Annotated in this window: 25 protein-coding genes and 1 pseudogene; 21 read left to right on the plus strand and 5 right to left on the minus strand. The window is 39.2% G+C overall.

Annotated features, from left to right (window positions below):
* The first annotated feature begins 3 nt into the window (after positions 1 to 3).
* Positions 4 to 669, plus strand: coding sequence for a recombinase family protein (locus tag ABWV72_RS05190; protein WP_353369140.1), 666 nt, complete (start codon positions 4 to 6; stop codon positions 667 to 669).
* A gap of 358 nt (positions 670 to 1,027) precedes the next feature.
* Here ABWV72_RS05190 and ABWV72_RS05195 read toward each other — a convergent pair whose 3' ends face one another.
* The 5 genes from ABWV72_RS05195 to ABWV72_RS05215 form a co-directional block, all read right to left on the minus strand.
* Positions 1,028 to 1,681, minus strand: coding sequence for a hypothetical protein (locus ABWV72_RS05195; protein ID WP_353369142.1), 654 nt, complete (start codon positions 1,679 to 1,681; stop codon positions 1,028 to 1,030).
* 198 nt (positions 1,682 to 1,879) lie between these two features.
* Positions 1,880 to 2,812 (minus strand): hypothetical protein, encoded by a 933-nt coding sequence (locus ABWV72_RS05200; RefSeq protein ID WP_353369144.1) that lies wholly within the window; start codon positions 2,810 to 2,812, stop codon positions 1,880 to 1,882.
* A 120-nt stretch (positions 2,813 to 2,932) separates the two neighbouring features.
* Positions 2,933 to 3,469 (minus strand): hypothetical protein, encoded by a 537-nt coding sequence (locus ABWV72_RS05205; RefSeq protein ID WP_353369146.1) that lies wholly within the window; start codon positions 3,467 to 3,469, stop codon positions 2,933 to 2,935.
* Between the two features lie 398 nt (positions 3,470 to 3,867).
* Positions 3,868 to 4,296: a hypothetical protein gene (locus tag ABWV72_RS05210; protein ID WP_353369148.1), complete on the minus strand. Its 429-nt coding sequence runs from the start codon at positions 4,294 to 4,296 to the stop codon at positions 3,868 to 3,870.
* 539 nt (positions 4,297 to 4,835) lie between these two features.
* On the minus strand, positions 4,836 to 5,120 hold the full coding sequence (locus tag ABWV72_RS05215) for a glycine zipper 2TM domain-containing protein (RefSeq protein ID WP_353369150.1): 285 nt from the start codon (positions 5,118 to 5,120) through the stop codon (positions 4,836 to 4,838).
* Between the two features lie 230 nt (positions 5,121 to 5,350).
* Between ABWV72_RS05215 and ABWV72_RS05220 the strand changes: the two genes are divergently transcribed.
* The 20 genes and pseudogenes from ABWV72_RS05220 to ABWV72_RS05315 all read left to right on the plus strand — a co-directional run bounded on the left by ABWV72_RS05220 (position 5,351) and on the right by ABWV72_RS05315 (position 24,414).
* The gene (locus ABWV72_RS05220; RefSeq protein WP_303500799.1) at positions 5,351 to 5,947 is read left to right on the plus strand and encodes a hypothetical protein; all 597 of its coding nucleotides are present in this window, start codon (positions 5,351 to 5,353) and stop codon (positions 5,945 to 5,947) included.
* A gap of 483 nt (positions 5,948 to 6,430) precedes the next feature.
* Complete coding sequence (locus ABWV72_RS05225; RefSeq protein ID WP_353369152.1) at positions 6,431 to 7,561, plus strand: hypothetical protein; 1,131 nt, start codon at positions 6,431 to 6,433, stop codon at positions 7,559 to 7,561.
* 378 nt (positions 7,562 to 7,939) lie between these two features.
* A complete protein-coding gene (gene corA / locus ABWV72_RS05230) occupies positions 7,940 to 9,007 on the plus strand; it encodes a magnesium/cobalt transporter CorA (RefSeq protein WP_216048502.1) in 1,068 nt (355 codons plus the stop codon).
* A gap of 213 nt (positions 9,008 to 9,220) precedes the next feature.
* Positions 9,221 to 10,300, plus strand: a complete 1,080-nt coding sequence (locus tag ABWV72_RS05235) for a 6-phosphofructokinase (protein ID WP_353369155.1) — start codon at positions 9,221 to 9,223, stop codon at positions 10,298 to 10,300.
* 136 nt (positions 10,301 to 10,436) lie between these two features.
* Positions 10,437 to 11,903: a F0F1 ATP synthase subunit beta gene (gene atpD / locus ABWV72_RS05240; RefSeq protein ID WP_353369157.1), complete on the plus strand. Its 1,467-nt coding sequence runs from the start codon at positions 10,437 to 10,439 to the stop codon at positions 11,901 to 11,903.
* Complete coding sequence (locus ABWV72_RS05245; protein ID WP_216048499.1) at positions 11,893 to 12,282, plus strand: F0F1 ATP synthase subunit epsilon; 390 nt, start codon at positions 11,893 to 11,895, stop codon at positions 12,280 to 12,282. Before atpD ends, ABWV72_RS05245 begins: the two co-directional genes overlap by 11 nt.
* A 6-nt stretch (positions 12,283 to 12,288) precedes the next feature.
* Positions 12,289 to 12,645 (plus strand): AtpZ/AtpI family protein, encoded by a 357-nt coding sequence (locus ABWV72_RS05250; protein WP_353369159.1) that lies wholly within the window; start codon positions 12,289 to 12,291, stop codon positions 12,643 to 12,645.
* A gap of 2 nt (positions 12,646 to 12,647) precedes the next feature.
* On the plus strand, positions 12,648 to 12,935 hold the full coding sequence (locus tag ABWV72_RS05255; protein ID WP_342804542.1) for an N-ATPase subunit AtpR: 288 nt from the start codon (positions 12,648 to 12,650) through the stop codon (positions 12,933 to 12,935).
* Between the two features lie 67 nt (positions 12,936 to 13,002).
* Positions 13,003 to 13,659: pseudogene (locus ABWV72_RS05260) on the plus strand (F0F1 ATP synthase subunit A); the annotation flags it as partial.
* A 60-nt stretch (positions 13,660 to 13,719) separates the two neighbouring features.
* The gene (locus tag ABWV72_RS05265; RefSeq protein WP_216048495.1) at positions 13,720 to 13,998 is read left to right on the plus strand and encodes a F0F1 ATP synthase subunit C; all 279 of its coding nucleotides are present in this window, start codon (positions 13,720 to 13,722) and stop codon (positions 13,996 to 13,998) included.
* Between the two features lie 3 nt (positions 13,999 to 14,001).
* Entirely contained in the window at positions 14,002 to 14,841 is an 840-nt protein-coding gene (locus ABWV72_RS05270; protein ID WP_353369161.1) for a F0F1 ATP synthase subunit B family protein, read from the plus strand.
* Positions 14,842 to 14,854: 13 nt separating this feature from the next.
* Positions 14,855 to 16,432, plus strand: a complete 1,578-nt coding sequence (locus ABWV72_RS05275) for an alternate F1F0 ATPase, F1 subunit alpha (RefSeq protein ID WP_353369211.1) — start codon at positions 14,855 to 14,857, stop codon at positions 16,430 to 16,432.
* A 1-nt stretch (position 16,433) separates the two neighbouring features.
* The gene (locus ABWV72_RS05280; protein ID WP_353369163.1) at positions 16,434 to 17,336 is read left to right on the plus strand and encodes a F0F1 ATP synthase subunit gamma; all 903 of its coding nucleotides are present in this window, start codon (positions 16,434 to 16,436) and stop codon (positions 17,334 to 17,336) included.
* A 147-nt stretch (positions 17,337 to 17,483) separates the two neighbouring features.
* Complete coding sequence (gene uspE, locus ABWV72_RS05285) at positions 17,484 to 18,395, plus strand: universal stress protein UspE (protein WP_353369165.1); 912 nt, start codon at positions 17,484 to 17,486, stop codon at positions 18,393 to 18,395.
* Positions 18,396 to 18,555: 160 nt separating this feature from the next.
* Positions 18,556 to 18,996: a hypothetical protein gene (locus ABWV72_RS05290; RefSeq protein WP_353369167.1), complete on the plus strand. Its 441-nt coding sequence runs from the start codon at positions 18,556 to 18,558 to the stop codon at positions 18,994 to 18,996.
* 159 nt (positions 18,997 to 19,155) lie between these two features.
* Positions 19,156 to 19,470, plus strand: a complete 315-nt coding sequence (locus ABWV72_RS05295) for a helix-turn-helix transcriptional regulator (RefSeq protein ID WP_216048485.1) — start codon at positions 19,156 to 19,158, stop codon at positions 19,468 to 19,470.
* Positions 19,464 to 20,783, plus strand: a complete 1,320-nt coding sequence (locus tag ABWV72_RS05300) for a type II toxin-antitoxin system HipA family toxin (protein ID WP_353369169.1) — start codon at positions 19,464 to 19,466, stop codon at positions 20,781 to 20,783. The genes ABWV72_RS05295 and ABWV72_RS05300 overlap by 7 nt, the downstream gene beginning before the upstream one ends.
* A 60-nt stretch (positions 20,784 to 20,843) precedes the next feature.
* A complete protein-coding gene (locus ABWV72_RS05305) occupies positions 20,844 to 22,508 on the plus strand; it encodes an FMN-binding glutamate synthase family protein (protein ID WP_342804552.1) in 1,665 nt (554 codons plus the stop codon).
* Between the two features lie 17 nt (positions 22,509 to 22,525).
* Positions 22,526 to 23,413, plus strand: coding sequence for an NAD(P)-dependent oxidoreductase (locus tag ABWV72_RS05310; protein ID WP_303500808.1), 888 nt, complete (start codon positions 22,526 to 22,528; stop codon positions 23,411 to 23,413).
* Between the two features lie 314 nt (positions 23,414 to 23,727).
* Positions 23,728 to 24,414, plus strand: a complete 687-nt coding sequence (locus ABWV72_RS05315) for a DUF4097 family beta strand repeat-containing protein (RefSeq protein ID WP_353369172.1) — start codon at positions 23,728 to 23,730, stop codon at positions 24,412 to 24,414.
* Positions 24,415 to 24,516 lie beyond the last annotated feature (102 nt).

Below are 24,516 nucleotides of genomic sequence, written 5' to 3' on the forward strand. Positions count from 1 at the left end.
ATTATGGAATATGTCGTTTACTTACGTGTTAGCACGAATGAACAGGGTAAATCCGGTTTAGGCTTAGACGCCCAGAAGCGCGATATAAAGCTTTTTCTCGATAACTACTCACCTTCCCCTAGCTCGGTACTGATTGAGCTTACAGAGATCGATTCTGGAGCTAATTCAGCTCGTCCGATATTAGAACAAGCAATTGAATTAGCCAAAAGTCATAAAGCTACTCTTCTTGTTGCGAAGCTCGACAGATTAAGTCGAAAAGTTTCAAAGATTGCATTGATGATGGAAGACAGAGAACTTAAATTTAAAGTTGCGACTATGCCTCATGCCGATCCATTCCAGCTTCACATATACGCAGCCTTAGCCGAACAGGAGCGCGAGTTCATTAGTAAAAGAACAAAAGCCGCCCTCGCAGAAGCAAAAGCTCGTGGAAGGAAGCTAGGAGGGCTTAGAACGAAAACAAACGAAAGGAACATAGCCAAAAAACGCAAAGCTGATGAATTTGCAGCTGAAATGTGGAAGATGATAGAACCCATGATTAACTCATCTTTGCCCTACTCTGAAATTGCCAACCGGTTAAATGCAATGAGAATCGACACCGCGAATGGAGGGAGATTTTGGGCTAGTACAATACGGAATATTGCTCTAAGAGTAGATAATCAACAACTATAAGAAAATGCGAAATTACAAAACGGGGGGGCAAAAATTGTAAAAATTAGAAAAATTCAAAGAGGTTACAAATTCAATGCGACCACTAAACCCTATAGATCTTGCTTCTTGTGAACACCCGTTTTGAATCAAAAGTTCCAATTTTAGTGCCACTAAAAACATCATCGACTAAAGTGAGCTAGCATGAACTCAATTTGGAAGTTTGAATGAAGTTTAAGTACACACACCGGTAGTTGATAAAAGTGGGTATAGAAGCGTTGATATATACATACTGGTAACCTCGTAGTATTTAAAGTTGAGGGCTGCTATTAAGTTGAATTCTGCTTTAAATGAGAAAACAAATTCATAAGTCTGTAGCAGTTTATGTGTGATTTCGAAATCTACGCATAAACATAAACACCATTGCGAAAAGGAGGAATGTTGCTGGCTCATCTACCGTAATACTCTGATATCCAATGTGATTGAATGAGTGAACCACATTCGAGTCATTTCTTATTTTGCGCACAATAACCTCTCTAGCACCATTTATCCCGCTTATACCGAGGTATCCTAATCCGTAACTATTATCAATTGTGTAATTGCTAACAACTTGTGCTGACTGGCCTGTGTCGAAAGAAATATCCCAAATGCTTGTACCATCAATGCGGTCATTGATCCCCTGAATGAGGGAAATAGAAAACGCATTAATAGGGTTTTCAAATTTAAAAGTCACTGCTCCACGCCCGAAGCTGCGCGTTCTTCCAGATTCGGAAAGGTGGCTGATGCACCAATACTCCTCGTAACGACAACTGCTGCCAAGCGTTACTATTGATTCTCCCAGCGAGTTTTCGGGTTGGTAAGTAATCCCGTTGATACTTTGATTAGAGAGAATTGTGTGTGTTGGGTAGCTTCTCCAATCTTCGATAACAAGATTGGCGGTGTTGTTTTGAAACTCAGAAAGTGTGGAGTAAAAGATAAGTGACGCTTGAGATTTACCGCAAACAATGATTGCTATCAACAGAAACAGTTTATTCATAAGATTCATCCGTGTAGTTCTTCGATATAGGCTATCAACCATGAATGTAATATTCAAACTTTTATAAATTGTGTTTATTATATGTCTGATTTTCGCTTACAGCTGTTAGTCCGGTTTGGTGAAACCTCTCAAGTAAAATGTTAGGTCAGGTATTAGTCGATATAACTGAATTAAAGAATTGGATTTTATAGTCATTTATTATTTTGGGTTCATTAAATTGGTGACAAATCTCTTATGAAGATTAATTAAACCCTTATTTCTTTTTGTCAGCTTAACTCTAATATCATCCCATTCTAAAAATATTTGTACTCTTTCAGCAACTTCTTCGTGATTTGAAAATTCGCATGAGCAGGCTTCAACTGTAGTCACGTTTCTTCCTATGGCTTTTGAATATTCACTTAGCGTTTCTTCAATTTCTGTGCGCGCTAAAAGTACTGATGTCTCTATTAATTTTCTGATTTCTATATGAACCTTACTAATAGACTCCAAAAATACTCGTGTCGAATAAATTAAATTCATCTCAGAAGGCATTTCGTGATAGATGTCTCTTTTAAAACGTTTTTCTCCTGAGAGGTTTGCTTTTTTAGTCAATATAATTACACTATTTTTCATTCTGTCAGTGCTGTCTTGCTCTGTCCAACTCCTATTTCGTTTGACTACATGAACAGCCAAGCCGCAATGTTGAACAAAATTCCTCAAGGCGCACATAAATCGATATTCAAAATGCTTGTCATACTCTCTTGAATATAGAGAATTGACTCTTTCCTTTAGTACTTCGCCATTTTCGTATGGCAAACATTTCCTAACATGGGTATTTACTTGATCGAATATCATCTTGGCAGACGATAACAGGTTAACTATCCACCGATTAAACATCAATCTTTCTTCAAATCCATCATGATAAATATCATCAGTTCTATCCAACATAAATGATAATGAATTCTTGAGAAGTTGAGTTTCTAGCTCATTGTAATTGGAGATTAATAACTCATATTTTTCTTCAAGTGCAAACGCTTCAGACAAGATTACCTTACATTCTTTTAAACGTTCATATTTAGATTTTTCTATCGTAATTTTAGTTGATTTATTTGAGATTGAATAACTAGATTCTAGGTAATATTCTGTTTTCATTAAATAAATCCCTTTTGTGTATAGATTTTGTAATAAGGCTTATATTAATCTAAATTATAAGCAATGTAATTGTTCACATTGACGAGTTAAAATAAATCGCGTAGTAAAGCTGGTTAACGTTCAAAACCGAGGGAATTTATAATCAGACGATTCCAATTCCGTTTTATTGTAGATATCCTTTCTCAATACTAAAATACATTTCGAATATGACGCTTTCACATCATCTTGATTGACGTTTAAACCTTTTCCAATATCAGTCTGTAGTTGCACAAAATCTTTTAAAACTAACAAAACCTCATCAGGTGCCCAAACCCACATTAAAGAATAACTATCTATAAATAAATCCTTTAAAGTCTCATCCTTATTACCATCGTTAAAAACATATAAACTTTTTACAAAGTCTGAATACACTTTTCGTTTCAACTCTTGGTTACCTAAATTACTTTGTATTTCTCCTTTCAATAATTCAAGATCCTTCGCGTGTTCCTTTCGAATTTTTTCTACAATACGTGTAACAGCTTCAACATCTTCTTTTTGAGCAAGCCCCTTAGCTTTTGCTCCCAAATATTTAGGCACAAAAATGGTAGCAAGTAAAAATACTAACCAACCACTTAGGTTGACAACAATTGAAAAGAGATCTTCAATAGATAAATTCATTTAGTAAATCCTTGTTTAATAATGGTTTTCAAGTTCAGTCAAAGCTTCTAAGTGGATGGCCGTGTTTCTCGGCTAGCTTTATTGAATAAACCAAGGTTTCCAAAAGTAATGCTTTAGTGTTGAAGCATGGATAGTGTTAGTTCGTTTTCGCATTGCATATTCTTCACTAGCGGCAGTCATTGAAACAACTTATTAGTAGGAACGTTGTTATTTATAAAACGAGTGATTTATAATTGAAGCTGATTGAAACTTAAAAGATCCCCTCCTTTTTTCGCTTCGAAAGTGAAATAAAGCTGACCTTTACATCAAACTTCCGCATCAGTGATACATCAGCGCGTATATGCTCATGTAATTTGACAATAGCAAGTCCTTAGAATGTCTTATTCATTAAACTCGACTCAATCTTCAATCTTGTATAAAGTCTGTAGTCCACGCAGCTCGTGCTCATTGTTTGCAAGAGAAGAATCTATATAAGTTTTTCCACTTTTACAACGATATATATAACCATCTTGATTTGCTTCATCCTTACCCATAAGTATTTCAATAACATCGGAAACGGCATAAACCCCATTATTATCATCTCGTCGCGTTAATAGAGTTAAATTGAAGCTTTTAACCCCAAGTAACGAATATAAAATTTGATACATATCCAAAAAATCTACCACTAAAAACATCTTAGTCATTTTTCCGATGGTACTGTCCCCAACAACTGCATTCAGAATGAGTATATTCACATTAGCTACAAGCTCTACATACGGAATTAAGGAGTATTGTTTATCTTCAAAAGTTTCGTTTATTAAAAGGTGTTGTGGCACTTCAAAATTCATGATTTCATCCTTATATAAATTATCAATAATATAGTTAAAGATTAAAGAAAATGAAAGAAAATAATCATATAAGTTATTGTTTTATAAGAATTTATATTATGTAAACATTGACATAGCATTGTACAGCTCATCAAACGTATTCATTTGAAAGAGTTTGGTAAGTGTCACACACAAGTGTCACACTTTTAGTGGTTACAGAGTGCTTGAACAGGTTGTAGGCCTTATGTATTCTAGGGTTATGTCAATTAACTAAACTTAGTGTCACTTCCCGCCAGCTCCACCAAATTTACGTTCGACGAACGACGAAACCCCTGCCAAAGCCGCTAAAAACGGTGATTAACAGGGTTTTTTTATGGGTTTTTGATCGGAGAAGGTTCGCTAATGACCGTTGATAGTTTGATTTTTAGGGGGACATTTAGGGGTACAAATTAGTGTATCTACCGCTATGAACTTCTCTATGCAGAACAGCCAACTCAGGATGTAAATCCACTGGATATATTTCAACGGCTGACTTATTGGTGACCCCACAGATATATGGCTTATGAGGTTATCAAAGCCCAGATATTGAAAATTCGATTTGCGTAATATAAAACAATGAGTGTCATTACAGCGATTTGAATAGCTATGCTCAGCGCTTTTGCGCACAGTGCGCCTGCTATTGCGCCAATTAACACCCCCGCTAAGATTGGAAGTGTGTCGCCACTACCTAAATAGAATTCATATCCAATATTTCCACCAACAATAGCGCCTAACGCCGCGAGGTACCGGATGAAAGTGAGTTCACGTTTTGAGGAAGCGAGTGTACCTAAGTCATTATTTGACATTTTAATTCCATTTAAGGCAAATCTATTACATTAAATTAGGAGACTCTTTCACAAATTTCAAATAAATAACTTTAACAATCAATTCGTCTTCAACTAACCCGTTAAAATATGCTCTAAATGCCAATAGAAAAGTCGCCCCCCTAAAACACACTGTTCAAATATTGACCAATAAAATACTTAATGGCAGAATTAAATTACCCTAACACGATTTAAGCGCAAGGAAGGATCCAATGGTAAATATACTAACGCTCAACCGCTTTTTTAGTTGTTTATTCTTATTAGTAACGCTTTTTTACGCCAATAATGCGAATTCAAACCCAGTTTGTAATATTTATTATGGACTCTACGCAAAAAGTTTGTCCCGAGACATGCAGTTTAATTATGCTGATCATTCTACAAGCATTAACAGCAACAACGTCTTGGAATTAGTCAAACAATATAAAGAAAATGCAGAACAGGTAATAGACAATTTAAATAAGTTAATTGCCACTAATGCTAACTCTCCTAAAATGACACCATATAAAAAGATGAGAGAGCATTATTATATAATCGCTGACATGGGAACCCTAGGTTACGCAATTATTAAAGCCGAGATGGAAAATGATGTTGACCTATTCGTTGGTCTAGTGAAAGGACTATACACTGAAAAATTCAAGCCCTTAACATTCCCCCTCATTAATAGAGCCGCAATCGAATACAGGAAACATCAAATTAGAACCGTTAAAATTGCTGAAGAAGAAAATGCAAGGCAGAGTGTATTGAGTATTTATCGCTCCTTGTATGGCAACAATGGGAATTTATTAACTAAATATGATCCTTGTACTTAAGATCAATTTAGATAATCGGGTCTAACTAAATATTGGGTATTTGAATACTTCTATATGCCTTAAGTGCTGCAATATTTATTACCTTTTCAAACAATGTCCACCATGTTATTTGAGATGACCTCTTATCAATAACATTCAGAAAAACCGTATGATTCTCTATTATTTAAATGGCAATAATTTTTCAATTAAAGTAAGAAGACGAATGACGAATTTGCCAATGATTATCACCAGTTTATCTGTTTGTATGGAAACCTGAGGAATTAGCAACTTGCTAGTAATGGACACCTCTAAAACTTCACTCACTAATCTTAGTGTCTAAGCATCTTGATACAGATAAAACAAAACCGTTAATTAAGCTTAAATTACGTATTATTCTAGATAACTTGGCTCTATTTAGAGTCTAGTTAATCATTTTAAAATCTGCTGATATACATTTAAATTTAAAATATTTCTTTGAATTATAGGCATTTTATAAGGACATTTATGTTCATAAACATAAATCGTGTATTAAAGCTTGGAGTAGCTTTATCGCTTATCGTTGTTAACTCTATTGTTGTGCTTTATATCGGTAGAGATCGCTTTCCTTTGCCAGAATGGTTTTCACACCCCATATCTTATATCGATGGGTTGATTGACCACAAAAACGAACGCATTTCCCAGCAAAATTTAACTTTCGAAAACTCTAAAAAACAACAAAATGTAGAACCACGTGTTAGTTCTAAACAAGCCAGTAAAAAAACTGCAAATGCCAATTTAATTAATCATACTGAGTTATCTGCCAGCGACGCAGTATGCTCTGATAAGCGGCCTAAATCTGCGAGCAAGCAAATATACACATGGATAGATGATAGCGGCACTCGCCACCTTAGCGATAAGCCACGTAAGATTGACAGTGCCACTCCGGTTTCAGTGATAGGAACAATTCGCCCCGAAGAACTATCTATTAACTACACTGGCACTCACCCGCCATTTAGTCTCCAACATAAAATTGAATCGCGGGTTATGGCAAACAAAGCATTATTTGCTCAGATCACTCCAAAACAATTAGTAAAGCCGATAACCATCAATTTTAGATTATTCACAGATGTAAATAATTACAGCACTTATCAGAAACGTATAGCCCCCTCTGTTAAGTCAGCAATCGGATTTTACGCAAGCAGTATAAATGAGTCAGTTGTTATGATGAATAATGATGAACAGAGTGTTAATACAGCGGTCCATGAAGCAATGCACTCGATTAATCGTCATTGGTTTGGACACATGAATAGATGGCTAAATGAGGGGATCGCTGAATATGCCGAAACAAGTCACACTGATAACCCTTTGTATAACCATTGGGTAACTCATATCCGTAAATTTGGCGCTATTCCACTGGTAACCTTATTTAATGCAAATCAGCACCACTGGGACACTCAAAGAACCGAAATGTATGCTACAAGCTGGGCGTTCGTAGCATTTTTGATGGATAAGTATCATAAAACACTATCTCGCTTATTGCAGGAAGAGAATATTAACGGATGCAATGTTATCAACATCAGCGATATGGAACGCATATCATCTCAAAAATTGTCAGTATTACAGCGTGAATTTGATAATTGGTTGGCAAGAGTATAAACACTTAACTAGCGTTAACATGAATTTGATAGTTGAAGAACCATGTAGTGCTTTCGAACACATACCGACCTCTGTTGAATAACTTTTACAGTTATTAGTATCAAATTATTACTCCATCCTCAAAACATATCGAATATAAAGGTTCCCCCCAACAAAGGAGGGAAAACAGCCCTCCCCTTTAAAATAGTGCTTGCTGCGTCGATAATTAAAATGTCTGTATTGCTTCACGAGTATTCGGGGTAAACGACCAACTATGTGGTTAATTTAATCCTTTTCTAGTTTAATGATGATGCTACATCTTTTCCTGTAGTGCTAAATTAGCAACGAAATATAGCCTAGAGTTAGTGGTGTTATCTAAGCCATCATATAAGGACAATTATGAAACTATTCCGCAAACAATATGGTCAGCCAGGGGCGCAACCAGGGCTTATTGATGCATCTGTTGATGGGGCGGTTAACATTACTTTGTTTAACTACAATGAACATCAAGTGGTTGAACAAAGTGGTATTACGGTCGAACAATGCATGGAATACGTCAATAAAGACAATATTACTTGGGTGCACGTTCAGGGTAATCCTGACAAAGCATTATTGAGTCATTTGGCAACGAATTTTGGAATACACGAGTTATACATTGAGGACGTTGCCAACCGAGCCGAACGGCCTAAAATAGAAACCCACGATGGTCAAATTTTCTCTATTTTTTCGCTACCTGTGCAAAGCGAATCGAATATTTATCTGCAACAAGTTAGCTTATTTTTAATGAAGGGCACTGTGGTTTCTTTTTGCAGTGGTCAATTCAACCCGTTCTCTGGCGTCAAAACCAGATTAAACCTTGCTAGCGGCAAGATGCGAACCCATAAAGCTGACTACTTGTTTTACAGTTTAATTGATTCCGTGGTTGATTGGTGCTTTCCGGTACTGGAAACTTATGCGCAGCTGATTGATTCAACAGAAGAGCTATTATTAAAAAATCACGATAAAGAAATCTTACAGAAAATTCATCAATTACGCCGCGATGTGGTTTTACTAAGAAGGCAAATTTGGCCACAACGAGAGCTGCTTAACCAACTCATCAGAGACGACACGCAAAGCCTAATAAGCGCAAAAACTAAAGTTTTTTTAAGGGATTGTTACGACCATAGTATTTCGTTACTTGAATTAATCGAAACCTACCATGAAATGACAAATGGTTTGATGGAGCTGTACATGAGTTTAGTTAGTTTGAAATTAAATGAAGTCATGCGGGTATTGACCATCATTGCCACGCTATTTATACCACCTACTTTTGTGGTGGGTATTTATGGCATGAATTTCAATCCCAGCGCCGGCCCTCTGAGTATGCCTGAATTATTGTCACCCTACGGTTACCTGGTAGTTTGGTTAATTATTTTAAGCATGGTTTGTGGCATGTTGCTATTTTTCAAAAAACGAAAGTGGTTATAGTCGGTTTAAAATGAGAGATTAACCGACGACATACCCGCATATTTGCTTTGCGAGATGGAACAAACTCGCCTCTTCTTCTGCTAATTTGATATACAAAGTAAGGGTTATTACTAATAGCGCAATCACCAGACAGTGGTAAAGTCGTTGGGTGATATTCCCCGATATAAATAGATGACCAATATCAATTATTAGAATACGTAGGAAGTTTAAAAAATGCGGATAGGCATTCTGACTGGCGGTGGTGATTGTCAGGGTTTAAATGCAGCAATACGCGCTGTAGCAAAATCGTTAATGTTAAACAATAATGCTGAAATTATAGGTATCGAAGATGGTTTTGATGGCCTACTAAAACGCAAAGTACGACAATTAAGTTATGCTGACTGCAGTGGGATCTTACCCTTAGGCGGTACCATTTTAGGTACCAGTAATAAGGCAAATCCTTTTGATTACCAAGGTAAAGACTGCTCACAAGATGTGCAGTCTTATTATCAAGAGCTCGGTCTTGATGCCATAGTGATGATTGGCGGTGATGGCACTATGTCAATTGCCTATGAACTAACAAAACTAGGTATGAATATTGTTGGGGTTCCGAAAACAATTGATAACGACTTGATGTGCACCGAACGCACATTTGGTTTTGAAACGGCGGTATCAATTGTAACCGAAGCAATTGATAGATTGCGTACCACCGGCCATTCACACAAACGAATTATGATCCTTGAAACCATGGGACGTTACGCCGGATGGATTGCGCTACATGCAGGCGTTGCAGGGGGAGCAGATGTCATTCTGATTCCAGAATTTCCTTATAATCTGGATGAAATCGTCTCAGCATGCGAATTAAGAGCCAGTGATCAGCACTATTCTATTATTGTGATTGCAGAGGGCGCAAAACCTGAAAATGGATCTATGGCCGTGCAACAAACGATTTCTGACAGCCCAGATCCGATACGTTTAGGCGGTATTTCAAATGTACTTAAAAGTCAGCTGGAAAAACGCTTAAGTATTGAAGTAAGAGCAACCTCTTTAGGACATATTCAGCGCGGCGGTTCGCCCACAGCAAATGACCGTATTTTTGCTACAAACGTAGGTACCTTTGCAGCAAAACTGGTTACTGAAAAACAATTCGGACGGGTTGTTGTGCAACAAAATAATCAATTAACCAGCGTCCCTTTAGAACAAGTCGCAAATCAAACCAAAGGGGTTTCAAAGGACGACCTAACCCTGCAAAGCGCCATCTCGTTAGGGATAAGTTTTGGGGTTGCTAAGCTAGAAGATATGTCTAATTCTTAAAACCCAATAAATATAAATAAATTAGCGATAACCTTTACTTAATTTATAAACCATTATCATTTGTGAGTTTGATCGAGATCAATTCGCAAGCAGCAATGAAATTTATAATGATCATGTCAACTAAGGTGCATCGTAAATGTCGAGTATAGAATCCTCTGATTCATTAATAGAAGATTGGCAACACGCACCTAGTCAAGTCGGTGTAGTCAGTGCCGTGCGCGGTAGCATTGTCGAAATTAAGTTCGATCACAAACCGCCTGCTATTCACAATATTATCTATGCTAAAAATCGCACTATCGCGTTAGAAGTGCTTACCCAATTACCTAATAATAAAGTACGTACCATTGCACTGACCCCTACTCAGGGTTTAGCCAGAGGTATGCAAGCTGAAGACTCTGGCCAGCCTCTTACCGTGCCTATCGGCAAACAAATCATATCGCGTATGTTTAACGTGTTCGGCAACCCTATTGACGGCAAAGATTTTGACCAAAACTGTGAACGTCGCAGTGTGCATCAAAATCCCCCGCCGTTATCTAAATTATCCAGTCAATTACAAATTTTCGAGACCGGAATAAAAATTGTCGATGTGTTATGCCCACTCGAACGTGGTGGCAAGGCGGGTTTATTTGGCGGTGCTGGTGTGGGTAAAACGGTACTGTTAACAGAAATGATCCACAACATGGTTAGCCATCAAAAAGGAGTGAGTATCTTTTGTGGTATTGGCGAGCGTTGCCGTGAAGGTGAAGAGCTTTATCGGGAAATGAAGCAGGCTGGCGTGCTGGATAATATGGTTATGCTATTCGGACAAATGAACGAGCCGCCCGGTAGCCGCTTTCGAATTGGTCATGCCGCCCTCACTATGGCGGAGTATTTTCGTGACGATGAACACAAAGATGTTTTGCTATTAATTGACAATATTTTTCGGTTTATTCAGGCCGGCTCTGAGGTATCTGGTCTGATGGGACAAATGCCTTCGAGGATGGGTTATCAGCCAACATTGGGTACCGAGTTATCCGGTTTGGAAGAGCGCATAGCGAACACGCAAAATGGTGCGATAACATCGATACAAGCTGTGTATGTGCCTGCCGATGACTTCACCGATCCTGCCGCAACCCATACTTTTTCACACCTTTCGGCAACATTGGTACTTTCCCGAAAACGTGCCAGTGAAGGCCTATATCCATCCATCGACCCGCTGCAATCCAGTTCAAGTTTAGCAACAGCAAATATCGTCGGTGAGCGGCATTACAAATTAGCTCAACAAGTCAGACAAATACTCGCTCAATATGATGAATTAAAAGACATTATCGCGATGCTTGGATTAGAGCAGCTTTCTAATAAAGACCGTAAAATAGTTACTCGTGCCCGTCGTTTGGAGCGCTTCTTTACACAGCCTTTTTTCACTACGGAACAATTCACTGGCATGCAAGGAAAATTTGTTAGTTTGGAATGTGCCCTAAGCGGATGTGAGCAAATTCTGCAGGGTGATTTTGATGACTATCCTGAAAGTGCGTTATACATGATTGGTGACGTTAGTGAAGCCTTGAAATCAAAAAGTGATAGTGCAGAGGCAGGCCAACAGGACAACCAACATGCAAGTTAAAATTTTACTTCCCCATCAAATATTTTTGGAAATAAAGGATGTCATCAGTGTTGTAGTCGAAACCCCCGAAGGTAGTTTTGGGATTTTACCCAATCGACTGGACTGCGTGACACCTGTGGTGCCTGGTATTTTAACCTATCAGGTATCTGCTAATGAGTATGCTTATATTGCGATTGATGAGGGTATGCTGGTTAAAACAGGAAAGCAGTTGCTGATCTCTGTACGCAGAGCCGTAATTGGTAGTTCTTTAGAGCAGTTGCACGAAACTGTCGAGCAAGAATTTCTAAAATTAGATCAACAACAATTGGAATTGCGCAGTGTGTTAGCCAAATTAGAAACGACTTTTTTGAAGCAGTTTTCATCAATGTCTAGAGATTGATGCCTAATGTCTAGCAAAGATGGCAAGTCACAACCCGAAAAACACACAACGCATTCTTTGGTGAAGCAAGTAGAAACAAAAGCGCAATTAAAACTAAAAGCGAAACGCCACAAAAATCCCGGTGTATGGTTTGGGTTAGGCATGATGGGAGTCATAGGTTGGTCAGTGGCGGTACCGACTTTTTTGGGTGTCAGTTTAGGCATTTGGATAGACAAAAATTACGATGGACAACGCTCTTGGACTTTAGCGTTATTATTGGCCGGCTTAGCTATTGGTTGCTTCACTGCATGGGGCTGGGTCAACAAAGAGCATCAAGCGATTCACAACCAGAATGATAACAACTCAACAGACGAGGAAGACTAACCATGATCGAACCATTAAATATGCTATTTGCGTTGGTTGCGGGTGTTGTTTTAGGCATTAGCTTTTTCTATAGCTTATGGATTACGGTGCAAAAAGGACTGCGATCAGCACAACCGGTTTATTGGTTTATCGGTGGTTTTATATTGCGCATGGGGTTGAGCTTAATTGCCTTCTATTTAATTTCAAATCAGCAATTTTGGCTACTTATTTCATGCTTGATCGGTTTTCTAATTGGTCGAGTCGTAACTAACAGAATGTTGTCAATTAGTGCAAAACCCAATCCAGTTTAACAACTAAATGAGAAGCACATGGTTTCACTTATTGGTAATTCAGAAATAACAGAGAAGGTTCACAACCATGCATATTACGCCCGATGAAATCATCTTTTGGCAGTTTGGCTTTTTAAAGCTAAATGCCACTATCGTTTTCACTTGGTTGATAATGGCTATTTTAGTACTAAGTGCGTATCTGATTACCCGTAAATTGAATGATCAATTGCAGCCTACTCGCTGGCAAAATGGTTTAGAAGTATTAGTAGTGACTATTTTGCAGCAAATAAGCGAAGCAGGTTTGCGTAAGCCGGCTAAATACATTGGCTTTCTAGGCACCCTATTTTTGTTTATTGCAACGGCTAATTTGCTCACTATATTTCCTCGCTTTGAGCCACCAACAGGTTCTTTGTCTACCACAATCGCATTGTCGTTCTGTGTGTTTATTTCTGTCCCCTATTACGGAATAAAACAAAAGGGAGTATTAAAATATTTGCAGTCTTACGCTCAACCTAATGTCTTTATGCTGCCGTTTAATATCATAGGTGAGCTGTCTCGTACCTTAGCGTTGTCGGTACGCTTATTTGGAAATATGATGAGCGGAGCCATGATTATCGCTATTTTGCTGATTATCTCCCCATTTGTATTCCCCATTATTATGTCTTTGTTAGGTCTATTAACCGGAATGGTACAAGCCTACATATTCTTTATTCTCGCAGCTGTGTATATCGCTGCAGCTACTGCGCAGGATCAGCAAAGCACCCCAAATTTACATCAATATCCGTTTCGACACAGGAGAAAACTAATGGATAACCTCACCCTAATTGCTATTTGTTCGATCATCACTGCGGGGCTGACAATTGGCATCGGAGTATTAGGCCCTTCTTTAGCTGAAGGGACAGCGATAGCCAATGCATTAAAAGCACTCGCACAACAACCAGATGCGTCATCAACCATAACTCGAACGCTATTTGTGGGCTTAGCCATGATTGAGTCTACGGCCATTTATTGTTTTGTAGTTTCGATGATCGTGCTTTTTAGTAATCCCTTTTGGAACTATTTTGTAGATAAAGTTGGGAACTAAATAATGCCTATCGATTGGTTTACCGTAATCGCTCAAACCGTCAATTTTTTAATATTATTGTGGTTATTAAAACGCTTTTTATATCACCCCATTATCAACGGTCTGAATAAACGAGAAACCAAAATTGCGCAGATTTTAAGTGCCGCAAATGATAAAAACCAGCAAGCAGAAGCACTTCAAGCTGAGTATCAATTAAAACTAAGCCAAATAGAAAAACAGCGCAGCGAGATTATTCGTCAATCCAATCAAGAGGCCAAAGACGAACGACAAAAATTACTTGCCTTGGCACAACAAGAGGCCGCGGATATTCTTGCTAATCGGCTGCAAGGAATAGAGCAAGATATGCAAAGTTTGCAACAAGAAGTTGTAATAAAAAGTATGCAGGAAGTATATGCCACCTGTAGAAAAGTACTGCGGGATCTTGCTGATAGTGACGTTCAAAATTTGATGTTCGACAAATTATTACTACAACTCACCATTATGGACAGCAAACAACACGCTGAAATAGATAAAGCTATTAACTCAAATTTACACATTTCTATTCACAGTACCTTTGCGTTAAGCGCGGCGCAAAAAAACGCCTTACAGCAATGGTTCATTAAAACCTATTCGAAAGATAACGCTGAAGCAATCAAATTTATTTACACACTCAACCCTGAGCTAATTTGTGGCATAGAGGTTATTTTTGATGGTTGGAAAATACCCTGGAGTGCACACAATTATTTAAATCTATTAAAAGAGAATATCAATCATCAGATACCTAAAACAAGTTCACTTGACTTAGCAGATGACGAGACCCAGTTTGACGCCAGTAAGAGCCCAAACACAGATGAAATTAAATAAGTGCGGAGACAAAATGAAGCCGGATCCTCAGCCTAGTTTAAAGCAAAACTATGACTCACTGTTTGCACAACTAAAACAATCCAATGGTGATGCGAATATCAATTGTGTGCTTCAGGAAATAGGCATTGTTGAAAGTGTGTCCCAAGGTATCGCATCGGTTACTGGACTACCAGGTGTTGGCTTTGAGGAATTAGTACTTTTTCCAAATAATATCTTCGGCATTGCGTTTAATCTAGATGAAAATGAGGTTGGCGTCGTATTGTTAGGTGACTATTGTCAATTAAGCGTAGGTGACCAAGTACAGCGAACTGGCCGGGTAATGGACATTGTAGTGGGCGAACACCTACTGGGGCGTGTCATTAATCCTCTAGGTCATGCCGTAGATGGCAAAGGTCAACTTGCACAAACGCCACGCTTACCTATTGAGCGTCCAGCACCTGAGATCATGTCACGCTTACCAGTTACAGAACCATTACAAACCGGAATTAAGGTGCTCGATGCCCTACTCCCCGTTGGACGCGGGCAAAGGGAATTAATTATGGGCGATCGGCAAACCGGAAAAACCTCCATCGCCATTGATACCATATTAAATCAGCAAGACAAAAATGTAATATGTATCTACTGTGCAATCGCCCAAAAGTCATCTTCGATTGCAAAAACTATCGCCACATTAAAACAGCATAATGCCCTCGATTATACGGTTGTAATGGTCACTGAGGGTAATGATCCACCAGGCTTAGATTATATCGCGCCCTATGCTGCAACCAGTATTGGCGAGTACTTCATGCATGCGGGTAAAGACGTATTAATTGTTTATGATGATTTAACTCGACATGCTCGTTCCTATCGGGAGTTGTCTTTATTGCTACGCAGACCACCAGGAAGAGAGGCATTTCCAGGCGACATTTTTTATCTGCACTCAAGATTACTTGAACGCTCTACCCATTTAAATCAAGAAAATGGAGGCGGCTCTCTTACCGCTTTACCCATAATCGAAACCGAAGAACAAAATATGTCGGCTTATATCCCCACAAACCTAATTTCAATCACCGACGGACAAATTTACTTATCTCCTAAATTATTTGATTTAGGGGTTTTACCGGCAGTAGATGTAGGAAAATCAGTTTCCAGAGTAGGCGGAAAAGCCCAACGCGCTGGATTCAAAGCCGTTTCAGGTACGTTAAAATTAGAGTATGCACAATTTGAAGAGTTGGAATCATTTGCCCGTTTTGGTGCACGCCTAGACGAAAATAGTTTGGCGACTATTGAGCACGGAAAACGCATTCGTGCCTGTCTTAAACAACCTGAATCGTCACCGCTAGCAGTGTCAGCACAAATTGTTGTGCTCTTAGCCCTGACAAATCATTTCTTTGACACTATTCCGTTAGAACATATCCAAGAGGCACAAGATGCGGTAGTGAAAGGAATAAATACCCTCAGTCAGGATATTCTGAACAACTTAGAATTAAGCAACGACCTTAATAAAGATGAACAAAACCTCATCTTTGCAATGTTTAAAGAGGTGCTTGAACCTTTCCATACAAATACTGACGCTGCTATTGACCAAAGCACTGTCACTGGCGAAGCTTAATATGAGTGAATCGAATAGCGATTTACAACGTAAAATTGTAAGTGCAACTGATTTAAAATCAGTTGTTAGAACAATGAAAGCTATGGCTGCCGCCAATATCAACCAATATGAAAACGCCGTGCTTTCACTTGATGATTATTATCGAACTGTGCAATTAGGACTAGTGGCTTATTTTCTAAATACCGACAAAAGTGACTACCCAACAACAGATAAAGTATCTAAACCATCAGATCATAAAACCCAAATAGGCATAATTGTAATTGGCTCAGATCAAGGATTAGTGGGGCAATTTAATGATATTTTAGTAGACTTTTTAAATTCAAAACGGAAAGACTTCGGCGCAGCGCAAGTTATTTGGACCGCCGGTGAACGAATTCAATCTTTGCTAGAAGGCGTAAATGCACCACTTGGAAAACAGTTTTCACTGCCTAATTCAATAGAAAGCATTACTTCTTTTGTATCTGAAATTTTGTTGGAAATTGAACACCAACAAAAAACCAATCAGCTCAAAGAGGTCTATCTGTTTTTCAATCGTACCCTAGATAAACCTAACTATGCCCCCTGTTTTCAGCGAATATTACCCATTGACCAAAAGTGGAAACACGAATTTGTTTCTCTAACTTGGCCTAATCAATGTCTGCCACAATTGTTAGTCAATAATACGCTCACCATTAGCACGCTGATAAAAGAATACATTTTCACATCACTTTTCAAAGGTTGTATTGAGTCACTCGCGAGCGAAAATGCCAGTCGGTTAATCGCCATGCAGCGGGCTGAAAAAAATATCGAAGAGTTACAAGAGCAGATGCAAAAGACATTTAACAAACTCAGACAAAGTGCAATTGATGAAGAGCTTTCTGACTTAGTCAATGGTTTTGAAGCCCTCAGCCCTTCGGCTGAATAAAAACGAAGCAGAACAGAAAAATTAAAATTTAGTTCTGAAATATTGAACTAAACTGTTTATTCATCAAGTTTGATCGACATCAAGTTTTGCTTGGGTAATCGGTGTATGGTCGGAATGTATAAGTTTGATTCATTAATGGAGATTACTATGAAAACCCCGCAAAAAATTCTAGTTGTGATCAGTGGTAAGCGCAAGCAGCATGAAGCATTGCTTCGAGCCTTGAAATTTGCAGAGCTCAATGAAGTGCACATTCATCTTCTCAATGTCATTTATGAACCTATTTTAGAATTGACCGATATTCTATCTAGTGACCACCGTAAAGAAATGAAAAAAGAATATCTTGCAGATCGCTATCTCTATATGAATAGCATTGCTGAAGATCTCGAGAAAAAGAACATAAAGTGCACCACCCATGTTGAATGGTGTCGCGAAGTTTATGAAGGGATAGAAGACGCCGTAGACAAAATTCAACCTGATCTGGTTATAAAACGTATTTCTGCAGATGCCATGAGCATTAATCCCTTTGCGTTACCATTAGATCGGCATTTGCTGCGATATTGCAAAGCGCCGCTATTGCTTGTGAAACACCAGACTTGGACAAACTCGCCGATTTTGGCAGCGGTAGATGTGTTGGCCAAAGACGATAATCATGTAGCATTAAATAAAGACATACTAGAAGCCGCTAGACTTTTTGCCAAATTAGGCGGCAGTGAAATACATACTGTTAGCGCCTATTTAGTGCATAACATGAGTGCGTCGATTGACTTTCCTACTATCAATTTTGAAAAGCTCAGCGCCAATAGTGCCCAATTTCATAGTGAAAAACTCGATGGGATGGAAAAAGAACATGAAATAAGTATGGCAAAAAAACATGTTGTTGCAGGCTTGCCAGAAAAAGTGATTCCAAATGTGGTCAAGCAAATTGATGCGCAGCTAGTGATTTTAGGCACAGTGGCACGTAAAGGCATTTCCGCTGCATTTCTGGGGAATACTGCTGAATCCATTTTGGCAGAACTCAATTGTGAGGTATTGGCTCTGAACCTGGCTAACGAAAAGTAACCATTTTTAATTGCACCACTGTGCTAAAACCCATTTAAGCGCTATGGCTCAAATGGGTTTTAGCTGAATATCGCATATTTTAATTCTTATAGACGCAATTTTACTTTTTCCGGTCTATAGTTTTAACTTAGTCAGACAAGCATTTAAAGGTACAGTTATTTTGCAAGAACATGGTGAGCATGTCATAGGAAAATGTGGCCAAGTGTTACTTTTTAGTGGGCGAGGCCCATGGAATGATGAAGCATTAGAGGGCTCACTGCAGCAAACGATTGACAATTTCCGCACGGTTGATAAAAACCGTCCATGGGCGCAATTAAGTTGTTTATATGGAGAAAGTTTATTTCCACCTTCAACTTATAACTTGTTTAAAAAGCAGACCTTTTTACGCAAGCAGCTGGGGATTACAGCGGTGGCAGTGGTGATTCTAGATTCTGATATCAGTAATACAATCAAGCAACAATTATCTACTGGTTATCAAGCTGCCGAGGTTAATTATCAGTTTTTCTCTTCACTGGTAGATGCGATCCATTGGCTTGAAAAACAGGGTGTTGATATAGATGCTAACGCAATTACCCAATTCTTTAATCAAAACCGATTATAACCCGCCAAGAATAAAGTCCCAAGAATAGGACTTTAAAAAACATAATTCATGTTAAGTCCTAAAATAAGCACACTAAGATAGATGTTGATAAAGTCATTAAATTGGGACATTATTGGTATAATGTTTATTAATGTGTCCTTTTTATCACTTTAGGTAGTTATGCAAACAAAAGAGATTGTAGCCGATTTAGGTGAACGTTTGAAACAAGCCCGCCTGAATGCTGATTTAACGCAACAAGACATCGCAGATAAAACAGGCCTTTCCAGAAAGGTGGTTATGCGCGCGGAAAAAGGTCATGCTCAATTAGAAACAGTGGTAGCTATTTTAGTCGCTTTGGGATTGAGCAAACAATTGGATCTGTTTATTCCTATTCCAACCGAGTCCCCCATTCAGTTAGCCAAACGGCAAGGCCAACAAAGACAACGAGCATCAGGTAATAATCCAGCAAGCAAAAAAGGTGATCCGGCATGGTAAAAGAGGTAGTCATAGTGAATTACCTGGATCACCAAGTTGGTGCGGTTAGCTATGATCCTGATAAACAGTTGGGCGCGTTCGAGTACACTCCGGCATTCATCAAAACCGGTATTCAATTGTCACCGTTAAAAATGCCTTTATCAAAACAGATTTATACTTTCCCTGAAACCGACTTTGCCGCATTTAAAGGCCTCCCCGGATTGGTTGCTGACTCCCTACCCGATGATTTTGGTAATGCCGTCATCAATGCATGGGTTGCTTCGCAGGGGAAATCAGCAAAGGATATATCCCCTCTTCAACGCTTAAAATACACAGGTACTCGCGGCATGGGCGCACTAACTTTTGCCCCAGCGACCCGGCATAAAAATCTTAACTCATCACAGCAACTTGAGGTTGAAAACCTCGTGGAAGTTGCCCAAGACATTGTCAATCAAAGGTCCAAATTTAATGTATCTTTGAATCAACAAGGTTATGAGGACAAAGAAGCGATGATGGCGCTAATGTCGGTTGGTATGAGTGCTGGTGGCGCAAGGCCGAAAGCGGTTTTAGCATTTAATTCAGATTTTACCCAAGTGCGTTCTGGACAAACTAATGCGCCAGACGGGTTCAGCCATTATTTAATGAAATTTGATGGGGTAAGTGAACACAATAAGAACCAGGAAACATTTGGTGATCCCACCGGTTATGGGGCAATGGAATACGTTTACTATTTAATGGCCACGGCCAGTCAAATAGATATGATGCCCTGTTATTTGCTCAACGAAGGTAAACGACGACACTTTATCACCCAAAGATTTGATCGTATCGGCAATGACAAAGTCCACGTCCAAACATTAAATGGACTTGCTCACGTTAGTTTTAAGCAAGTGGGAATCTATTCTTATGCAGAGTTATTTGACGTTGCCCGAAGCTTAAAGTTATCTGCTAAAGAAGCCGAACAAATATTCAGAAGAATGGTATTCAATGTGGTGGCCAAAAATCACGATGATCATGCAAAAAATATTTCGTTTATGTTTGATCAACAGCAACAATGGACGTTAGCCCCTGCCTATGACTTAGCGTACAGTTACAAACCAGGCAGTAGATGGGTCAACAGTCATTGGATGTCTATAAATGGCAAGCGTGATAACTTTGATAGAAAGGATTTATATTCCTTCGCTCAGTTAAGTCCAATTTTTAATAAACGAAAAATTGATCGCATCATAGATGAGGTCGTAGAACAGGTGTCACAATGGCAAAAGTTAGCCAAAGAACACCATGTTCCCAAGACACTTATCGAAGAAGTTCAATCTAATCTCAGGTTGACGTTATAAACTAGTTCACTGAACATTATCCTAATCAAAATAGTGGTTTAGTGTTGAATGGGGAAAATCATGCGTTTAGCATTTTATGTATTTTGTTTTTTAAGTTGGGGGCTGTTAATCCTTGCCAGCGTTTTATGGTCAGCGTCTACATGGGGACTCATTATTCTTATCCCCCTAACCGTTGTTGGTTTTTACGATATATTTCAAACCAAACATGCACTGTTACGAAATTTCCCCATAGTCGGTCACGGGCGATGGTTAATGGAAGATATAAGACCCTTTCTGCGCCAGTATCTTTTTGAATCAGAAACTGATGGAGTGCCTGTTAATCGTATGTTTCGTTCGGTTATATACCAACGCGCAAAGGGTCAATTAGACTCCCTGCCCTATGGAACAAAACTACAAACACAAAATGTTGGCTATGAATGGATAAGCCATTCAGTAGGCGCGATACATTACGACGAAAAGCAGCCTGAACCAAGAGTTAAGGTTGGTGGTCCAGATTGCAAACAACCATACGAAGCCAGTGTATTTAATATATCAGCTATGAGTTTCGGGTCGTTAAGTGCAAACGCCATTCGCGCCTTAAACAAAGGCGCAAAGCTAGGTAACTTTTATCACAATACTGGAGAAGGCAGCGTTAGCCCTTATCACCTCGAGAATGGCGGCGATATCGTATGGCAAGTCGGTACGGGGTACTTTGGTTGCCGTGATAATCAGGGAAATTTTGATCCTGAAGCGTTTAAGCAAGTGGCCCAAAAAGAATCGATAAAGATGATTGAAATCAAATTATCACAAGGCGCTAAACCAGGTCATGGTGGTATTCTTCCTGCGGATAAAAATACCGCTGAAATAGCACGAATAAGATTAGTCGAACCAGGTACCCGCGTCGACTCACCTCCCGGACACAGTGCATTCTCAACGCCTCTTGAAATGATGGATTTTATTCAACAATTGCGGGATTTATCAGCCGGAAAACCCATTGGTTTCAAACTTTGTATAGGTCAAAAAAGTGAATTTGTGGCGATGTGTAAAGCCATGATTCAAACCGGCATAAAACCTGATTTCATCACTGTAGACGGTGGTGAAGGTGGCACAGGTGCAGCGCCATTAGAATACTCTAACTCAGTGGGCATGCCTCTTCGAGAAGCACTTGTGTATGTTTGCGATATTTTACAAGGTTTCGATCTTAAAAAAGACATCAAAGTCATTGCAAGTGGCAAAACGTTTACCGGCTTTCACGTAGTGCGAAATATTGCGGTAGGTGCAGACATTTGTAATAGCGCTCGCGGTATGATGATGGCACTGGGATGCGTGCAGTCTTTAGTGTGCAATACTAACCAATGCCCCACCGGGATTGCCACACAAGATAAGAATTTAGCCAAAGGCATCGTGGTCGAAGACAAAGCCCAACGAGTGGCCAGGTATCACCAAGAAACAGTACATGCCACTTTAGATATAGTCTCTTCAGCAGGCCTGACTGACCATAGCTCAATCAACAGAGGGCATATTTATCGGCGCATAAGCCAAACAGAAATAAAGCGTTATGATGAAATATACCCTAGCCTTGAAGCTGGCTGTTTACTGACAGATGATTATCCTGAACAGTTTAACAAAGAAATGCAGGAGTCTTCGGTAGATTGCTTTATGCCAAAAACCTATGTTTTAGAATCCAGTAGTGGCTTAAAAACCAAAACCACTGACGAACAGCAGACTAGCGCTCAACGCGCATAATTTTAAAAGGAATTCCTATGTCGAATCAAAATCATTCTCTGAATATCGCGTTTATTGGCCTAGGGGTCATGGGTTTTCCTATGGCGGGCTATTTAGCCAATGCAGGCCATAAAGTGACCGTTTATAATCGTACTGATAGCAAAGCTGAGCTTTGGTTAAAAGAGTATAAGGGTGCAAAAGCTGCAACCCCCGCTGAAGCAGCAAAAGGTAAAGATGTTGTCTTTGCCTGCGTGGGTAACGATGACGACCTACGGGAAGTAACAGTAGGTGATAAAGGCGCATTTAATACAATGAAAGAAGGCAGTATTTTTGTTGATCATACAACGACATCGGCTTTAGTGGCACAAGAACTAGCTCAAATAGCTCAATCCAAAAATATCGGCTATGCAGATGCCCCCGTTTCTGGCGGCCAAGCGGGAGCACAAAGCGGTGCCCTTACCGTGATGGTTGGAGCTGAGCCAAGGGACTATCAAAAAATAGAATCGCTAATTCGCTGTTACGCCAAAATGCAAAAGCTATTAGGTCCGGTTGGTAGTGGTCAAATGGCCAAAATGGTGAATCAAATCTGCATTGCCGGTGTAGTACAAGGTTTATCTGAAGCATTACACTTTGCCAAACAAAATGGCTTAGATGCTGAGGCAGTTGTTGAGGTTATTTCTAAAGGCGCTGCACAATCTTGGCAGATGGATAATCGTGCCAGCACTATGTTAGATAATGAGTTTAACTTTGGGTTTGCCGTCGATTGGATGCGCAAAGATCTCGGTATAGTATTGGACCAAGCGAGAGTATCGAAGGCACATTTACCGTTAACGGCTCTAGTAGATCAATTTTATAGCCAAGTTCAGGCCAATGGAGGGGGTAGATTCGACACGTCCAGTTTAATCACCCTTTTAGAAAAAAAGTAAATAAGTAAACCCAATTTACCCCTCAAAAGCGTCGTTGAAAGGCGGCGCTTGTGGGAATACCAAATAGCTTAAATCCCGTTATTTGAGTGACCTACCCGACTTCATTTACTCTCTAAACAAGGCGCTGTGAAAATCGCTAAACACTCAGCATAATTGACTAATATTTTGTTATTCTGCCTAAAAAAATTAATTATTTCATTCTCATAAAATAAAAAATACATTAAAATCATACAGTTAAAAATATGGCCTGAGTTCTGCAACTTCTTATAAAAATACAACTCAAATTACAATTATCACACATACTTAGGAATTTTATGTTAAGCGCTAACTCACTAAAAACTATTTCACGAGCAATCATCGCCACCTCTACTATGCTCGTTTTATCTGGTTGCATCATCCATGTTGGAGGCGGTAGTAACGACACATCGGACGGTAATAGCGTGAGTAGTGTTTTTGGTGGATTAGAAGTATCTCAAGGTAAACACGTCTCTAACGTCAGCTCAGTAAATGGCAGCATTGAGTTACACGATAATGTGACTGCTCGAACTGTCGATACGGTCAATGGCAGTATCGAAATGGGTGATTATGTCACAGTCGAAAATGCGTCAACCGTAAATGGTGACATTGAAGCGGGTCACCATTTTAGCAGTGCAGGTTTTGTCAAAACCGTCAACGGTGATATCAGTTTGCAGCATTCTTCGAAAGTTGCTCAAGAGGTCGAAACCATCAATGGTGAGATTAAGTTAAATGGTGTTGTAGTCGAAGGTTCTGTGCACACTCACAACGGAGATATTTTGCTAACCAACAACACGCAAGTGCTGGGCGATATCATTTTCCACAAAAATAATCGTAACAATAACGATCATTCAGTGCCTACTTTGAGTATAAAACAAGGGGCAACTGTTGCAGGTCAAATCATTCTTTATCGTGAAGTCGAGCTAAACATTGATGATGCGCAATTACTGAATAAAGTTGAATTTCAATTCGACAGCAATATGTAAATACCTTTATTTAACGGTACCAAATGTCATTCCCGACTATTCGGCCGTCTTTCATAACTCTTATGTAGACGGCCATTTTTTACATTTCCCAGCACACATAAA

Source organism: Aliiglaciecola sp. NS0011-25, from assembly GCF_040370605.1.
Taxonomy (GTDB): domain Bacteria; phylum Pseudomonadota; class Gammaproteobacteria; order Enterobacterales; family Alteromonadaceae; genus Aliiglaciecola; species Aliiglaciecola lipolytica_A.

Coding starts and splice junctions, on each gene's coding strand:
- ABWV72_RS05195 (WP_353369142.1), bottom strand. CDS start 1,681: ATGAATAAACTGTTTCTGTTGATAGCAATCATTGTTTGCGGTAAATCT.
- ABWV72_RS05220 (WP_303500799.1), top strand. CDS start 5,351: ATGGTAAATATACTAACGCTCAACCGCTTTTTTAGTTGTTTATTCTTA.
- uspE (WP_353369165.1), top strand. CDS start 17,484: ATGAAAACCCCGCAAAAAATTCTAGTTGTGATCAGTGGTAAGCGCAAG.
- ABWV72_RS05200 (WP_353369144.1), bottom strand. CDS start 2,812: ATGAAAACAGAATATTACCTAGAATCTAGTTATTCAATCTCAAATAAA.
- ABWV72_RS05300 (WP_353369169.1), top strand. CDS start 19,464: ATGGTAAAAGAGGTAGTCATAGTGAATTACCTGGATCACCAAGTTGGT.
- ABWV72_RS05190 (WP_353369140.1), top strand. CDS start 4: ATGGAATATGTCGTTTACTTACGTGTTAGCACGAATGAACAGGGTAAA.
- ABWV72_RS05310 (WP_303500808.1), top strand. CDS start 22,526: ATGTCGAATCAAAATCATTCTCTGAATATCGCGTTTATTGGCCTAGGG.
- ABWV72_RS05255 (WP_342804542.1), top strand. CDS start 12,648: ATGATCGAACCATTAAATATGCTATTTGCGTTGGTTGCGGGTGTTGTT.
- ABWV72_RS05265 (WP_216048495.1), top strand. CDS start 13,720: ATGGATAACCTCACCCTAATTGCTATTTGTTCGATCATCACTGCGGGG.
- ABWV72_RS05235 (WP_353369155.1), top strand. CDS start 9,221: ATGCGGATAGGCATTCTGACTGGCGGTGGTGATTGTCAGGGTTTAAAT.
- ABWV72_RS05205 (WP_353369146.1), bottom strand. CDS start 3,469: ATGAATTTATCTATTGAAGATCTCTTTTCAATTGTTGTCAACCTAAGT.
- ABWV72_RS05275 (WP_353369211.1), top strand. CDS start 14,855: ATGAAGCCGGATCCTCAGCCTAGTTTAAAGCAAAACTATGACTCACTG.
- ABWV72_RS05280 (WP_353369163.1), top strand. CDS start 16,434: ATGAGTGAATCGAATAGCGATTTACAACGTAAAATTGTAAGTGCAACT.
- ABWV72_RS05245 (WP_216048499.1), top strand. CDS start 11,893: ATGCAAGTTAAAATTTTACTTCCCCATCAAATATTTTTGGAAATAAAG.
- ABWV72_RS05295 (WP_216048485.1), top strand. CDS start 19,156: ATGCAAACAAAAGAGATTGTAGCCGATTTAGGTGAACGTTTGAAACAA.
- ABWV72_RS05215 (WP_353369150.1), bottom strand. CDS start 5,120: ATGTCAAATAATGACTTAGGTACACTCGCTTCCTCAAAACGTGAACTC.
- corA (WP_216048502.1), top strand. CDS start 7,940: ATGAAACTATTCCGCAAACAATATGGTCAGCCAGGGGCGCAACCAGGG.
- ABWV72_RS05225 (WP_353369152.1), top strand. CDS start 6,431: ATGTTCATAAACATAAATCGTGTATTAAAGCTTGGAGTAGCTTTATCG.
- ABWV72_RS05210 (WP_353369148.1), bottom strand. CDS start 4,296: ATGAATTTTGAAGTGCCACAACACCTTTTAATAAACGAAACTTTTGAA.
- ABWV72_RS05270 (WP_353369161.1), top strand. CDS start 14,002: ATGCCTATCGATTGGTTTACCGTAATCGCTCAAACCGTCAATTTTTTA.
- ABWV72_RS05250 (WP_353369159.1), top strand. CDS start 12,289: ATGTCTAGCAAAGATGGCAAGTCACAACCCGAAAAACACACAACGCAT.
- ABWV72_RS05315 (WP_353369172.1), top strand. CDS start 23,728: ATGTTAAGCGCTAACTCACTAAAAACTATTTCACGAGCAATCATCGCC.
- atpD (WP_353369157.1), top strand. CDS start 10,437: ATGTCGAGTATAGAATCCTCTGATTCATTAATAGAAGATTGGCAACAC.
- ABWV72_RS05305 (WP_342804552.1), top strand. CDS start 20,844: ATGCGTTTAGCATTTTATGTATTTTGTTTTTTAAGTTGGGGGCTGTTA.